This window comes from Sphingomicrobium sp. XHP0239 (genome assembly GCF_039555325.1).
Classification (GTDB): domain Bacteria; phylum Pseudomonadota; class Alphaproteobacteria; order Sphingomonadales; family Sphingomonadaceae; genus Sphingomicrobium; species Sphingomicrobium maritimum.
Window position 1 is genome coordinate 1,778,158 of record NZ_CP154608.1, and the last position, 14,417, is coordinate 1,792,574.

General features: G+C 65.4%; 15 protein-coding genes. 12 read left to right on the plus strand and 3 right to left on the minus strand.

Going from position 1 to position 14,417, the window contains the following annotated elements; genetic code table 11:
* Positions 1 to 36 precede the first annotated feature (36 nt).
* Positions 37 to 270: a DUF3072 domain-containing protein gene (locus WJT74_RS09065; RefSeq protein ID WP_343343927.1), complete on the plus strand. Its 234-nt coding sequence runs from the start codon at positions 37 to 39 to the stop codon at positions 268 to 270.
* On the opposite strand, the gene WJT74_RS09070 is transcribed toward WJT74_RS09065, so the two are convergent.
* Positions 267 to 1,352: a DUF3667 domain-containing protein gene (locus WJT74_RS09070; protein ID WP_343343929.1), complete on the minus strand. Its 1,086-nt coding sequence runs from the start codon at positions 1,350 to 1,352 to the stop codon at positions 267 to 269. The two genes, WJT74_RS09065 and WJT74_RS09070, sit on opposite strands and share 4 nt — an antisense overlap.
* Positions 1,353 to 1,432: 80 nt before the next feature.
* Between WJT74_RS09070 and WJT74_RS09075 the strand changes: the two genes are divergently transcribed.
* From WJT74_RS09075 to WJT74_RS09110, 8 genes are all read left to right on the plus strand, one after another.
* Complete coding sequence (locus WJT74_RS09075; RefSeq protein WP_343343932.1) at positions 1,433 to 2,041, plus strand: nicotinate-nucleotide adenylyltransferase; 609 nt, start codon at positions 1,433 to 1,435, stop codon at positions 2,039 to 2,041.
* Between the two features lie 36 nt (positions 2,042 to 2,077).
* Positions 2,078 to 2,461 (plus strand): ribosome silencing factor, encoded by a 384-nt coding sequence (gene rsfS / locus WJT74_RS09080; RefSeq protein WP_343348153.1) that lies wholly within the window; start codon positions 2,078 to 2,080, stop codon positions 2,459 to 2,461.
* A 27-nt stretch (positions 2,462 to 2,488) separates the two neighbouring features.
* Positions 2,489 to 2,920, plus strand: coding sequence for a 23S rRNA (pseudouridine(1915)-N(3))-methyltransferase RlmH (locus tag WJT74_RS09085; RefSeq protein ID WP_343343934.1), 432 nt, complete (start codon positions 2,489 to 2,491; stop codon positions 2,918 to 2,920).
* Positions 2,917 to 4,056: a murein hydrolase activator EnvC family protein gene (locus tag WJT74_RS09090; protein WP_343343937.1), complete on the plus strand. Its 1,140-nt coding sequence runs from the start codon at positions 2,917 to 2,919 to the stop codon at positions 4,054 to 4,056. The genes WJT74_RS09085 and WJT74_RS09090 overlap by 4 nt, the downstream gene beginning before the upstream one ends.
* 139 nt (positions 4,057 to 4,195) lie before the next feature.
* Positions 4,196 to 5,473: a S41 family peptidase gene (locus WJT74_RS09095; protein WP_343348155.1), complete on the plus strand. Its 1,278-nt coding sequence runs from the start codon at positions 4,196 to 4,198 to the stop codon at positions 5,471 to 5,473.
* A gap of 15 nt (positions 5,474 to 5,488) precedes the next feature.
* Positions 5,489 to 5,971, plus strand: a complete 483-nt coding sequence (locus WJT74_RS09100) for a disulfide bond formation protein B (RefSeq protein WP_343343940.1) — start codon at positions 5,489 to 5,491, stop codon at positions 5,969 to 5,971.
* Positions 5,968 to 6,510, plus strand: coding sequence for a demethoxyubiquinone hydroxylase family protein (locus WJT74_RS09105; protein WP_343343943.1), 543 nt, complete (start codon positions 5,968 to 5,970; stop codon positions 6,508 to 6,510). Before WJT74_RS09100 ends, WJT74_RS09105 begins: the two co-directional genes overlap by 4 nt.
* A gap of 49 nt (positions 6,511 to 6,559) precedes the next feature.
* On the plus strand, positions 6,560 to 6,964 hold the full coding sequence (locus WJT74_RS09110) for a hypothetical protein (RefSeq protein ID WP_343343945.1): 405 nt from the start codon (positions 6,560 to 6,562) through the stop codon (positions 6,962 to 6,964).
* Positions 6,965 to 6,977: 13 nt separating this feature from the next.
* Here the strand turns inward: WJT74_RS09110 and WJT74_RS09115 are convergent, their stop codons facing one another.
* Complete coding sequence (locus WJT74_RS09115) at positions 6,978 to 8,723, minus strand: DUF885 domain-containing protein (protein WP_343343947.1); 1,746 nt, start codon at positions 8,721 to 8,723, stop codon at positions 6,978 to 6,980.
* Positions 8,724 to 8,842: 119 nt separating this feature from the next.
* On the opposite strand from WJT74_RS09115, the gene WJT74_RS09120 reads away from it, so the two are divergent.
* The 3 genes from WJT74_RS09120 to WJT74_RS09130 all read left to right on the plus strand — a co-directional run bounded on the left by WJT74_RS09120 (position 8,843) and on the right by WJT74_RS09130 (position 12,141).
* Entirely contained in the window at positions 8,843 to 10,105 is a 1,263-nt protein-coding gene (locus WJT74_RS09120) for a putative DNA modification/repair radical SAM protein (RefSeq protein WP_343343949.1), read from the plus strand.
* A 63-nt stretch (positions 10,106 to 10,168) separates the two neighbouring features.
* Positions 10,169 to 10,648 (plus strand): hemerythrin domain-containing protein, encoded by a 480-nt coding sequence (locus WJT74_RS09125; protein WP_343343951.1) that lies wholly within the window; start codon positions 10,169 to 10,171, stop codon positions 10,646 to 10,648.
* A 20-nt stretch (positions 10,649 to 10,668) separates the two neighbouring features.
* A complete protein-coding gene (locus tag WJT74_RS09130) occupies positions 10,669 to 12,141 on the plus strand; it encodes a UdgX family uracil-DNA binding protein (RefSeq protein ID WP_343343953.1) in 1,473 nt (490 codons plus the stop codon).
* Here WJT74_RS09130 and WJT74_RS09135 read toward each other — a convergent pair.
* The gene (locus WJT74_RS09135; RefSeq protein ID WP_343343956.1) at positions 12,138 to 14,333 is read right to left on the minus strand and encodes a TonB-dependent receptor; all 2,196 of its coding nucleotides are present in this window, start codon (positions 14,331 to 14,333) and stop codon (positions 12,138 to 12,140) included. The two genes, WJT74_RS09130 and WJT74_RS09135, sit on opposite strands and share 4 nt — an antisense overlap.
* Positions 14,334 to 14,417: the final 84 nt, after the last annotated feature.

The following is a 14,417-nucleotide window of genomic DNA, read 5'->3' on the forward strand; positions in this document are numbered from 1 at the left end:
CATCGTCGTTGGTTCTCTCGAAGGAGTAACGATACGATGACTGCCCCCAAGCCCGACCCTACCCCCAAGACCAATCCCGTCTCGAATGCCGAGAAGGATCCCGACAACTGGACGACCGGCGACGAGCGCATGACCGGCGCGCAGGCGAGCTACCTCAAGACGCTCGCCGAAGAAGCCGGCAAGACCGAAATCTACGATCCGGAAATGACCAAGGCGGACGCGTCCAAGAAGATCGACGAACTGCAGGCCGAAACCGGCCGCGGGCGCTAGCCGATCGCGCCCAGTGCGAGCATCAGGCCGAGGAAGATGCTCAGCACGATCCACGTCACCACGCTCAGGAGCATCGTACGGACGAGCGCCGATACCCGGCCGAGTTCGTAGGTGCCCTTGAGCTGTCGGTAGAGGTGGAAGGCTGCATAGAGCATCCCGGCCGCTATCATCGGCCCCACCACGCTCGTTCCCGGGACGACTTTCGCCACGAGACCGACAACGATCACCATCAGCATCATGAAGCTGATGGAATAGGTTACGAAAACCGCATGATCGTAAAGCCCGAAGCGGCGCGAGAAGGGGAACAGTAGCCACATGAACGGAAGGCTGAGCGGAATGAGCAGCCAGCTCAATTTGTAGGCGGTCGTCTGCGCCTTGTAGAGAAAGAGACTTGGATTCTCCCCGGCTTTCTCCAGTCCGAGCGAGAGCTGGCCGATCAAGGGCGTACCCTCATCGGCTTCCTCTTCGACCGTCGCACCGGTTTCCGAGGGATCGCCTCCCAACTCCGCGCGACGTCGCTCGACCGCATCGATCTCCGCGCGAACCCCCGCTCGCGCGCCGGAGACGCCCGGAAAGTCTTCCTGCTCGAGCTCGTCCAAACCCTCCTGAAGCTCCTCCAGGCGCGCATCCGCCTCCTCCACGCTCCCGATTTCCTGTGCGTCGGGTCCCAGGGTGATGTCGCCTTCCGCGATATCGCCGACCGAGACCACCAGCGCGAACATCGCGACGACCGTGAACAGGTAGAAGGCGATCGGGCTGATATAGCGTGCACGGTGCCCGTCGATATAGTCGCGCGTCAGCTTGCCGGGGCGCCAGACGAGGAGCGGCAGGGTATTCCAGAACTTGCCGTCCAGATGCAGAACCCCGTGCACGATGTCATGCAACAGGCCGCCGATCGTCGTATGAAGATGCGCTTTCTGGCCGCACGATGCGCAGAAGTTTCCGGTCAGCGCCGCGCCGCAGTTGAGACAGCGGTCGGGCCCTTCGCCATGATCTCCGCCGGCGCCATGCGTGTGCGGTTCGAGCGCGCGCGCCGCACCCGCCCCGCCGATCATCTCGCCCGCCGCCTCGATCCCGCTCATTCGACCCCCCGAACCGTTTCCACCGAACCTTATAGCGCCCCGATGGCGCGGGCCAAAGCCTCGTGCTAGCGCGTGGAAGAATGGCACGCATCGGCCTCCTTGGCGGCAGTTTCAATCCGGCGCATCGCGGCCACCGGCACATCAGTCTCGCCGCCCGGCGCGCGCTCGGCCTCGACGAGGTTTGGTGGCTGGTCAGTCCCGGCAACCCGCTCAAGCCCAGCAAGGGCATGGCGCCCTACGAAGCCCGTCTCACCTCGGCGCGGCGGATGGCGCGCCGCGCGCCTATCCGCGCCAGCGATTTCGAACGAGAAGCGGGCACACGCTACACCGTCGACACGATCGCCGCGATCCAGCAGGCGCACCCGAACCACGATTTCATCTGGCTCATGGGCGAGGATACTGTTGCCCAATTCCACCAGTGGAAGGACTGGCGCCGCCTCGCCCGCTCCATTCCGATTGCCGTCCTCACCCGTCCCGGCTATAAGGACGAAGCCCGCGCGGCTCGCGCGATGGGCTGGCTGCGGTGGTTCGTCCGACCGGCTGCCAGGAATGACTGGACGACCTGGAGTGTACCGGCGATCACGTTCTTGCGTCTGCCGCCCGATCCGACCTCCGCCACCGCGCTTCGTGCGCGCGACCCCGACTGGTATGAAAACGATGCGACCGGAGGCAGCGGTCCGATCTCATGAGGAGTGACCTTGTCCCCCATCGCCACCGTTCTTTCCATGACGACGCCTGACCCCGCCGCCCCGCCGCCTGCACCCAGCAAGGATGCCGAGGCGCTTCACGCCTTGGTGATGCAGATGCTCGACGACGAGCAGGCGCAGGAGATCGTCTCGATCCCGCTCGAGGGAAAGAGTTCGATCGCTGATTACATGGTGATCGCCAGCGGCCGATCGACCCGGCAGGTCGCCGCCATCGCGCAGAAGCTTTCCGAGAAGGTCAAGTCGATCGAGGGCGTTGTCCCGCGCATCGAAGGGCTGCCGACCGCCGATTGGGTATTGCTCGACGCGGGCGATGTCATCGTTCACCTGTTCCGCCCCGAGGTGCGCAGCTTCTACAATCTGGAACGCATGTGGGCCTTCGGTGACGAGGAAGGCAGCGCCTAGGCGCGAAGCCGCCGGGGGCTTCAGGACATGCTCCTTCACCTGATCGTGCGCGGCAAGATCGGTCGCTCGCCCGAGGCGGAGCTGACCGATCGTTACCTCGAACGGATCGCGTGGAAGACCCGAACCACCGAACTGCCGGATACCGGCGGGACGACCCCCGACCCCATCGCCACTCCCGCACGAACCGTGGTTCTCGACGAGCGCGGCAAGGCGCTTCGATCGGTCGCGTTCGCCGAACGACTGGGAAGATGGCGCGACGAGGGCATTCGCGAAGTCCGTTTCCTGATCGGGGCCGCCGACGGGCATGACGAACAGACGTTGGAGAGCGCGGACCTGCGCCTCGGGTTCGGCCCCGCGACCTGGCCGCACATGCTGTGCCGGGCGATGCTCGCCGAACAGCTTTACCGCGCGACGGCCATCCTGGCGAACCATCCCTATCACCGCGAAGGCCCACGATGAGACGCCTGTTCGCGGCTGCGATCATGGCGGGGCTGGCGAGCCACGCGCTTGCCTCGCCCCCCGCGGCGCAGGATCGGCTCGAACGACTGCGCGCGGAGGCGCGGGAGGCGTCGCAGCGCGCCGATCGCCTCGAAGCCCGCGCAGACCAGGCCCGCAACGACGTCGCCCGCATCGCCGCCCGCCGCGCCGCGCTGGCCGGGCGGATCGATGCGCTCGACACCCGCCTCGCGGCCGCGCGGATCGAGGAAGAACGCCTTCTCGACGCCATCGATGATACGCGCGCGCAGATCGCGCTCGCGCAGGAGCCCGCCTCCGCCTTGCTCGCCGGGCTTGCGACCTTGTCGCGCCGCCCGCCGCTGCTCACCCTCGCCGATGGCGGTTCGCTCGACGAATTCGTGCGCACACAGCTGCTGGTCGAAGCCGTCGTCCCCGCGATCGACGCGCGGACGCGCGCCGTGCGCGACCGGGCCGCGACGCTCGCCGCGCTGGCGGAGGAACTGGCCACGGTCCGCACGGAAATCGAAAGCGAGCAGACGCGCCTTGCCACGCTCCGGACCGATCTGGCCGATGCCGAGCGATCCGCAGGCACCGAGGCCGCTGACCTCGATCGCGCCGCGGCGCGCGCCGGCACGCGTGCGCTGGCTGCCGGGGAGCGCGGTGCGGAGCTGGTGGACGAGGCGACCCGCGAAGCGTTCACCGCCGAGATCGCAGCCTCGCTCGCGACCTACGACTCAGCGCCTCCGCCCCCGCGTTCGTTGCGCATCGCGGCGGGAGGCCCGCCCCTTGCCTACCGCCTTCCCGTCGACGGGCGGATCACCGCGGGGCTGGGCAGCCTCGACGCCGACGGGGTTCGGGCGCGCGGTCTGACCATCGCGGCCCGGCGGGGTGCGCCGGTCACCGCCCCGGCCGCGGGCACGATCCGGTTCGTCGGCGCCTTCCGAGGTCGCGACGGCATCGTCATCCTCGATCATGGCGATGGCTGGCACAGCCTCCTTGCGGGTGTCGCCACTACCGCCCGGCGCGGCCAGCGGGTCGCGCGCGGCGAGCGGTTGGGCACGGCACGAGGGACCATGCTGATCGAATTATGGGACGGGCGGACGCCTCGGTCCCCGGCTCTCATCGCAGGTTCATCATAAACTGTTCATAGGAGGGCAATCCGGCTAGGATCAGCGTCCAGCCGCGCCCTCTCGCCACAAGGATCTGCCGCCCGTGAACTTCAAGCGCCTCGCCACCAGCCTCGTCCCCGCCGCCGCGGTCGTCGGGGTCGTCGCCTTCATGCCCGGTGTCGATCAGGCCGCCACGGCGCAGGATCAGCAGACCTATCGCGAATTGGAAAACTTCCTCTCGGTGTTCGAGCGGGTGCGCGCCAATTATGTCGAGGAAACCGACGATGCGGAACTGATCCGCGGCGCGATTAACGGCATGCTCGCCAGCCTCGATCCGCATTCCAGCTACCTGACCGCCGCCGACTTCGACTCGATGCGGCTGACGACCGACGGCAATTACGGCGGACTCGGCATCTCGATCACGCAGGAAGACGGCGTGGTGAAAGTCGTGTCGCCCACCGAAGGCACGCCCGCCGATCGGGCCGGCATGAAGGCGGGCGATTATGTCACGCAGGTCGACGATGAACTCCTGTTCGGCCTGACGATGGACGAGGTGCTCGAACGGCTCCGCGGCGAGCCGGGGACGAGCGTTACGCTGACCGTCGTGCGCCCGGGACGCGACAAGCCGTTCGACGTCGAGATCACGCGCGAGATCATCGACATCCGGCCGGTCCAGTGGGAAGTCACCGACAATATCGGCGTCATCAACATCAACAGCTTCTCCGCTCCCACGGGCGAAGGACTGGCCAACGCCTTCCGCGAGATCGATCTGGCCGTCGGCGGCGATGGCCCGGTCGGTTACATCCTCGATCTTCGCCGCAACCCCGGCGGACTGCTCGATCAGGCGGTCGAGGTATCCGACGCCTTCCTCGAACGCGGCGAAATCGTGTCCGAACGCGGTCGCGACAAACAGGACATCGACCGTTTCTATGCCAAGAAGGGCGACCTCGCGAACGGCAAGCCTGTTATCGTCCTGATCGACGCGGGTTCTGCCAGTGCGAGCGAGATCGTGGCGGGCGCGCTCCAGGATCATCGCCGCGCGGTGGTGATGGGCGAGACCAGCTTCGGCAAGGGCAGCGTCCAGACCGTCATCCAGACCGGCGAGCAATCGGCGCTGCGGCTCACGACTGCGCGCTACTACACCCCCTCCGGCCGCAGCGTGCAGGCCGGCGGGATCGAGCCCGACATCATGGTTCCCCAGCTGTCGGACCCCGACTATCTTTCCCGTCCGCGGCTTCGCGAAGCCGATCTTCGCCGCCATCTGGTCGCGCAGGCGGGGGTCGAGGATGAAGTGCTGGAAGACGATGGCCGCACCGATCCGCGCTTCAGCCAGACCGCCGAGGAGCTCGAGGAAGCGGGGATCGAGGATTTCCAGCTGCATTACGCGCTCGAGACCATGACCCGATTGACCGGCAAGGCGGCGCCCGCGCGGGTCGCGGCCAAGTAGGTCTGGCGCAACCCAGTGCTCGCCCTGTCCAAGCCACGCTCGTCGCTTCCGTCGCTGCCGGCCGCGCACGCCGCAGCGCTGCTCGTTCCTACCGCGCTTCTAGCCGGGGCGATCGGGTCGCAACTGATCGGCGGGCTGGTACCTTGCGAGATGTGCATCTGGCAGCGCTGGCCCCATGTCGCCGCTGTGGTTCTTGCCTTGCTCGCCTTTCCGCTGCGCGGCGCGCGACGGGCGCTCGTCGCGCTTGCGGGCCTCGCCATTGCCGTGTCCGGGGCGATCGGGGTTTATCATGCGGGGGTCGAACTGGGTCTCCTCGACGGGATCACCACCTGCACGGCCAATGCCACCGGGCTCGACCAGATCATGAACGCCGATCTGGTGCGTTGCGACGCGGTGCAATGGGAGTTGCTCGGCGTGTCGATGGCCGGTTGGAACGCGATCATCAGCCTTTCGGCCGCCTTGTTCATCGCGCTCGGCGTGGCGAGAGGCAGGGCATGAGCAAGGAAAATTGGCAACCGGGCGACAAACGCCTCGATACGGACAGCATGATCCGCGTGGATCAGGCCGGAGAATATGGCGCGACCCGCATCTATGCGGGCCAGCTCGCCGTCCTGGGCGAGGACAGCCACACGGCGCACCTCGTCACCCACATGGCCGCGCAGGAGGAACGCCACTTGGCGCGCTTCAACGAGGTGATGGCAGAGCGGCGCATCCGCCCTACCCTGCTCCAGCCCTTCTGGGATGTCGCGGGGTTCGGCCTCGGCGCCGTCACCGCGCTCATCGGGCCGAAGGCCGCCATGGCCTGCACCGACGCGGTCGAGACCGAAATCGACAAGCATTACGAGGAACAGCTCGTCGCGCTCGGCGACAGCGATCCCGAGCTCAGCGCCGATATCCGCCAGTTCCAACTCGAAGAGCTCGAACATCGCGAAACCGCGAAGGCGCACGGCAGCGAGGAAGCGGTCGCCTATCCATTGATGAGCGCGGTGATCCGTGCCGGTTGCAAGGTCGCCATCGCGCTCTCCAAGCGTATCTGACGAACCCGTCGCGCCGTCGGCGCGTTGGGGGGATGAAAGGAAGTCGAGTATGAAGACGATGCTAGCACTGGGCGGTTTCGCCATCGCGGGCGGCGCTGCCGCCGTCGCCGGAGCCGAGGATGCCACCGCGCAGCCCCGCCCGATCGGCGAGATCGTCGTCTTCGGCGAGGACCCCTGCCCCCGCTCGACCGACGACAATGTCGTGGTCTGCGCGCGCAAGCCCGAGAGCGAACGCTACCGCATTCCCGAAGAATTCCGCCAGAACGGTTCGCGTCAGCAGAACCAGAGCTGGGCCGCCAACGCGCGCTATCTCGAGACGGTCAACAGCACCGGCATTCGCCGCTGTTCGCCCGTCGGCCCCGAGGGCGCGCTGGGCTGTCTGTCCGAACTGATCGAGAACAATCGCGCCGAGCGCGAAGAGTTCGAGGAAGAGGAAGTCTTCGTCGCGGAATAGGCCGGGTGGGGCGTCAGGCCCCGCCGCTTTCCACCCATTGCATCACCTGCGTCTCGAGCACGTCGAGCGGTACCGCCCCGTTGCCGAGAACGACGTCGTGAAAGCGCCGAAGATCGAAATCCTCGCCGAGCCGCTCCTCTGCCATCCCGCGTAGTTCGCGGATCTTCAGTTCACCGATCTTGTAGGCAAGGGCCTGACCCGGCCAGCTGATGTAGCGGTTGACCTCCGCCTCCACGTTGGCCTCGGTCAGCGCGGTATTGTCGAGCATGTAATCGATGGCGCGCTGCTTCGACCAACCCTTGGAATGCAGGCCCGTATCGACCACCAGCCGGGTCGCGCGCCACATTTCGTAGGAAAGCCGACCCATGTCCTTGGCCGGCGTGTCGTAGAGTCCCATCTCGATCCCGAGCCGTTCCGAATAGAGGCCCCAGCCCTCGACGAACGCGGTGAAGAACAGATTGCGGCGCCAGGCCGGCTGATCGTTCTCCTGCGCGAGCGCGATCTGATGGTGGTGGCCCGGGACGGCTTCGTGGACCGACAGCGCGGGCACCTCCCACAAGGGGCGCTGATCGAGCTTGGACGTGTTCACGTAATACAGCCCCGCGATCCCGTTCTGCGGGCTGCCGGGATTATAGTAGGCGGTGGTCGTCCCTTCCGCGATCTCAGCAGGAATCTCGGCGATCCCATAGGGCAGTCGCGGCAGCACCGTGAACAGCGTGGGCATCAGTGCGTCGATCTTCTTGGTCTCGCGCGCCACATATTCCATCAGCTCTTCGGGTGTCTTCGCATAATAGACCGGGTTGGTGCGCAGCTCCTCGATGAAGGCTTCGCGGCTGGCATATCCCGCATCGGCGGCGACCGCTTCCATTTCGGAGCGGATACGCGCGACCTCGCCGAGGCCGATCTGGTGGATTTCGTCCGCCGACAGGTCGGTGGTGGTCATCTCGCGGACCTGGAAATCGTAATATTCCGCCCCGCCCGGCTGTGCCGACACCCCGACATCCTGCGCACAGGCAGGGAGATAGTCGCTTCGATACCAGGAGAGGTGGCGGTCGTAGGCAGCGCGGACGGGACCGTCTAGCAAGGCGCGCGCCTCGCCCTGCAACTCGCTCCAGGTTGCGGCATCAAGCGTTGCCGGCCGGTCGCCCGCGAACGGGCCGTACAGGCGGCTTGCGGTGACGTCGTCGCCCAGAACGCCGCTGATCGATCCGTCATAGCCGTCCAGCACAGCGCACGGCAGAACGTAGCCGCCCGCGATCGCCTGGTCAGACACCGCGATCGCCGCGTCGTTCTGCGCCGGGTAGGCCGCAAGGCGCTTCAGATAGTTGCGGTAGTCCGCCTCTGTCCGGAACGAGAGGTTGTTGGCCAGCCCCGCCATCGACTGGTGCCAGCCGGAATAGGTCGAGAAAAGCATCGTGCGCTGACCGAAGCGATTGGCCTCGATCCGCGACTCGAGCTCGCGCTCCAGGATCGTCTTGTTGACGCGGCTTTCCGCGTCGAGACCCTCGTCGGAAATCGCCCGTAGCCGGGTGAGGAAGAAGTCGGCCTCGCGCGCGCGCTCATCCGCCGCTTCCAGCGAATAATCGTAAAGCCGGTCGTCATAATCGCGGACCCCCACCGAGGAAGCGAGCGTCGGCGAATCCTCGAGCGCCGCCTGCCAGATGCGCTCGGTCAGCGCCTCATACTCCTGCTGAGGCTGTGCGAACGCGGGCGTCGCGGCCGTCGTGGCGAGAAGGGCGGCGGTGAGGAAAAAGCGCATGGATCGGTTCCTTTCGCGAGAAAGGCTAGGACGAGCCGCCCCGCACTGTCGACGAAAAACTTTGGCCTATGTCGGGAAGGAGTCTTTCCCATGCCGCCGCGGGAACGTATAGAGAACAGATGGCCCAACTCGATACCCAGGCGAAGCTCGGAATTTTGGCGGACGCCGCCAAATACGATGCGTCATGTGCCTCTTCGGGCGCCAAGGGTCGCGACAGTCGCGGCGGCAAGGGCATGGGGTCGACCACCGGAACCGGTATCTGCCATAGCTACGCGCCCGACGGTCGCTGCATCTCGCTCCTCAAGATCTTGCTGACCAACAGCTGTATCTTCGACTGTCATTACTGCATCAATCGCAAGAGCTCGAACGTTCGCCGCGCGCGCTTCACGGTCGAAGAGGTCGTCGCCCTCACGCTCAATTTCTACAAACGCAACTATATCGAGGGACTGTTTCTCTCTTCGGGAATCATCCGTTCGCCCGACTATACGATGGAGCAGCTGGTCGGCGTTGCCCGAACGCTGCGCGAAGTCCACGATTTTCGCGGATACATCCATCTCAAGACGATCCCCGACGCCGATCCCGAGCTGGTTCGGCAGGCGGGTCAATATGCCGACCGAGTGTCGATCAACGTAGAGCTTCCAACTCGGGAGGGGCTCGAATCTCTGGCGCCGGAAAAGAGCGAAGATCGCATCGAAGGGGCGATGGGCGACATGAAGTCGCACATCCTCGACGCGAAGGACGCGAAGAAGCGCTATCGCAATGCGCCGAAGTTTGCCGCCGGAGGCCAGTCGACGCAGATGATTGTCGGAGCCGACGGGGCGAATGACGGTGCGATCGTGACCCGGGCGAACGGGCTTTACGATCGCTTCGGGCTTCGCCGCGTCTATTACAGCGCCTTCTCGCCCATCCCCGATCCGAGCGCGGTCCTCCCCCTCAAACGGCCGCCCCTCATGCGCGAGCATCGCCTCTACCAATCCGACTGGCTGATGCGCTTCTACGGCTTCTCGCCTCAGGAGGTCGTGGCCGCGACCGACGAAAATGGCATGTTGCCGCTCGATATCGACCCGAAATTGGCCTGGGCGCTCAAGTTTCGCGATTCCTTTCCGGTGGACGTCAACCGCGCATCGAAGGAACAGTTGCTCCGCGTGCCGGGCCTCGGGACCAAGGCGGTCGGACGCATTCTCGTGTCGCGCCGACACCGGCGTCTCCGTCTCGACGATATCGCGCGGCTGACCGTGTCGGTGAAGAAGATCAGGCCCTTCATCGTCACGTTGGACTGGTCGCCCACGCTGCTCACCGATCGTGCGGACCTCAAGTCGATGCTGCTGCCGCAACCGGCACAGCTCGGTCTGTTCGATCCCCCTGACCTAAAGGCCGCCTGAACGATCCTTCGGTCCATGCGTTGAGCCTGTGAAACGAAACACCTTGGTAAAAGGAAAAGAATCATGGCCGACCAGACGATTTTCAAACGCCTGAAAAAAGATCACGAAACCCACCGCACGATGCTCGACAAGATCGAGAAGGCGTCGGGTAGCGAACGGATGGAGCTGTTCAAGAAATTCCGTGTCGAAGTCACCGCGCATGCCGCGGCGGAGGAGGAGACGCTCTATTCGACGATGCTCGAGGATCCCGAACTGCGGCACGACGGTCAGCATTCGGTGGCCGAACATCACGAACTCGACGAGCTGATGGAAGAGATTGAAGGGCTCGAACCGGACTCGGACGAGTTCAAGCAGAAGTTCTTCAAGCTGCGTCACGATTATCTTCATCACATCGATGAGGAAGAAGACGACATGTTCCCGGAGGCCAAGGAAGAGCTGAGCTCCGCCGAAGCCAACAAGCTCGGCGACAAGTTCAAGGAGCGTAAGCCCGCCGAACTCAAGCGAGCCGAAGATGGCGTCGACATGGGCGACGATCGCGAATAGCCCGATGAGACGGCCTGCGCATGACGAACATCCTGCCTGACGGGCCTCAGATCGACCATCACCGCGCGCTCCTCGCCCGCCCCGACGATTTCGAAGGGTGGCGGGAGGCGGCGCGCGGTTTCGTCATGGCGGGCGTTCCGCCCGAAGCGGTCACGTTCGAAGTGGCGGGCGAAGAGGTCGGCCTGTTCGGCGACGATGCCCCCCTCGATGCGGAAGGCGGACGCGAAGTTCGCGTTCCCAAGGGGTTTCTTCCTCTCGCCAGGCGCGCGATCCTCCATTCCGATCCCGAGCGTTTCTCGCTGCTCTACGCATTGCTGTGGAAGCTTCAGACCGATCGCCACATGCTCGAAGATCGTGCCGATCCGCTGGTCGACCGGCTCCACCGGCTCGCCAAGGAAGTGGGGCGCGACGCGCACAAGATGCACGCCTTCGTCCGCTTTCGCGAAGTCGCCGACAGTGACGGCGAAGAGCGCATGGTCGCCTGGTTCGAACCCGACCACCATATCGTTCGCGCAGAGGCCGATTTCTTCGTCCGCCGGTTCACCAATATGCGCTGGACGATCCTGACCCCCGAGGTTTCCATTCACTGGAACGGCGAGCGGCTGACCGAAAGCGCCGGCGCGACCAAGGTCGATGCGCCCGGCGGCGACGGGTTCGAGGAAACGTGGAAGACCTATTACAAATCCATCTTCAATCCCGCGCGGGTGAAGGTGAAGGCCATGCAGGCCGAAATGCCGAAGAAATACTGGAAGAACATGCCCGAAACCGCGCTCATCCCCGAGCTTCTGGCGGGCGCGCAGGCGCGTGAGGCGAGCATGATCGAAACCAGCCGCAGCCGTACTCCAGCCCAACCGAAAGCCGATCCCATGCCCGACCTCCCTTCCGAACCCGCCCCCGCCATCGAAAGCTGGGACGATCTCGCGCGCGAGGCTCGTGCCCGGCACCATGAGGACACCGGCAATTCGGGAACGCAGCTCGTCTTCGGCGAAGGCAATCGCGACGCCGCGCTGATGCTGGTCGGCGAACAGCCGGGCGATGAAGAGGACAAGGCCGGCCGCCCCTTCGTCGGTCCGGCGGGACAATTGCTGAACGACGCGCTCGAGGAAGCCGGTATCGAGCGCGAGACGCTCTACGTCACCAATGCCGTCAAGCGGTTCAAGTTCGTCCAGAAGGGAAAGAAACGCATCCATTCGAAACCCGGCGCGGGCGACATCGAGCATTTCCAGTGGTGGTTGCAGGCCGAACGTCAGCTCGTCGCACCGCAGATCACGCTCGCGCTAGGCGCGACCGCTGCCCGCGCGTTGCTCGGCAAGACCGTCACGATCAGCCGCGTGCGCAGCGAACCACTCGAGCTTCCGGGAGGCGGCACCGGGATGGTCACCGTCCATCCCAGCTACCTGCTCCGCCTCCCCGACCGCGACATGGCGGCCAGGGAGCGGGCACGGTTCATCGACGACCTCAAACGGGCGCAGGACCTCGCGGCCGCAGCCTAGAAGGTGAAGCGCATCGTCGCGCGGACCCGTCGCGGCTCGACGGGATGCAAGTTGTTGTCCCCGTGCGCGAAGGCGATACCCTCTTCGTTCAGCAGATTGTCGGCGTTGACCTGGACGACAAGTCGGTCGGTCACGTTCGCGAATAGCGCCGCCGAGACCGTCGTCAGCGGATCGACCACCACCTCGTTCGAGATGCTCGCGAACAGCGAGGAACGATGGCTCGCGCCGATCCCGACCCCCAGTCGGTCGTTGACATCGTAACGACCCCACAGGCTCGCTTCGAAATCGGGCTGGTCGGGGACCTGCCGCCCGGCCGGTGCCGCCGTGGTCGTCTCCGTGATTTCCGAATCCTGGAACGCCACCCCGCCCGCCAGCGAGAACGCGCCGATCTTGCCGACCGCCTCGACTTCGATGCCTTCGGAGCGCTGCGAACCTGTCAGCACCAGTCCCGTCGAATCCGGGTCCTGCGCCTTCACATTGTCGAGGTCGAGCCGATAGGCAGCGACCGTGATGTCGAGCGAGGGCAGCGCCGCCCACTTGAGTCCGATCTCGCGGTTTGTGAACCGTTCCGGCTCCAGCGCCGCATCGGTCGGCGAAAGGCTGGCGAACTGGTCGCCCGACTGGGGAACGTAGCTGCGCGTCCAGCTGGCGTAGAGGTTGAGCGTATCGGTCGGCTTCGCCACCACGCCGATCCGGGGACTCCACAGATCGTCGGTGCGCGACAGATCCGTCCCACCAATGAAATCGGCAACCCGGATATCGACGCTATCGTAGCGCAGCCCCGCAATCACTTCGACATAATCGCCGATCTCGACCTGGTCCTGCACCAGCACACCGAGCGCATCGACCTCGGTTTCCGACGCGCGCTCGCCCGACCCGCCGCGAAACGTCAGCGGCGGCACGACGATCGGATCGGCGAGCGGCACGAACGTCTCGCGCCCGTTGGGCGATTTCTGGCCGGCGGGCAGCGTGTCGAAGAAACCGCGCAACCGTCCCGCCTCGGTCCGCTGGATCGCGACATCGGCGCCGACCAGCAGCGTGTGGCGGAGCGCCCCGGTTGCGAGGCGGCCGACAAGATTGTTCTGCCACAGGAAATTCTGTCGTTCGGTAAAATCCTCGTAGGCGCTGATCAGCACCGAGGGCACCCCGTCGACATCGGTGACCGCGCTCGAGGGAACCGTATTGCGATAGAGCTTGTCATAGTCGCCCACCAACGCCTTCGATTCGAACGTCAGCGCGTCGGACAACCGATGGTCGACTGCCAGATCGACGACATGCTTGGCGAAGTCGGCGCGATTGACGTCGCGATCGCCGAAGAACACCTCGTCGAACCCTTCGACCGCACGCGCCGGGTCGGCAATCGTGCCCTCTCGTGCGGGCGGCAAGCCGCGATCGACGTCGCGGTGATCCTCCGCATATTCATAGCCGATGTCGATCCGCGTTTCGGGCGACAGTCGCCATCCGAGCGTCGGGTTCACGCCCCAGCGATCGCCCTCGATCCCGCGAAAATTGTCGAACCGCTCATAGACCGCGTTGATCCGAGCATCGGCGCGTGTCGCGATCGGGCCGTTGAGGTCGACCTCGGCGAAACCCGCGCCCTCGCTGTCGATCGACACGGCACCGGCGGCATAGCGCGCGCCGAACGGCCGCTTGAGCACGCGGTTGACCAGTCCGCCCCCGCCGCCCCGGCCGAAGACCAGCGCATTGGGGCCTTTCAGGATTTCGACCCGCTCGACATTGTAGAGGCCGCGATAATGCTGCACGTCGTCGCGCAGACCGTCGGTAAAAAAGTCGGCGGTCGACAGGTTGCCGCGGATGACGATCGCGTCGCGGTGCCCCTCGCCCGATTCCATCGAGATGCCGGGAACGTAGCGCGCCACGTCGCCCACCGACCGGAGCGCCTGATCGGCGATCTGTTCGGCAGTCACCACGCTGATCGACTGCGGAATGTCGGACAGGTCGGTGTCGGTGCGGGTGCCGCTTTCGACCTCGTCCGCCCCGTACCCCTGACGAACGCCGGTGATGACGATCGGATCGCTTTCGTCGCCCTCGTCGACGACCCGAACCGTCGTCGTGCTCGCCGTGGAGTCGGAAGCGCCGTCGCCGGGTGCGGCGGCATAGAGGGGCGCGGGCCCGACCGCGACCGAGGCGAGAAGGAGGAGGCGAAAGGTCGGCGAACGATGCGAAAACATGATTGGATAGGTCTTTCGTTTTGAGTGACGAAAGGCCGCCTACCGTTAATGATAATCACTCGCAATAGCAGAATTGAAGATCGA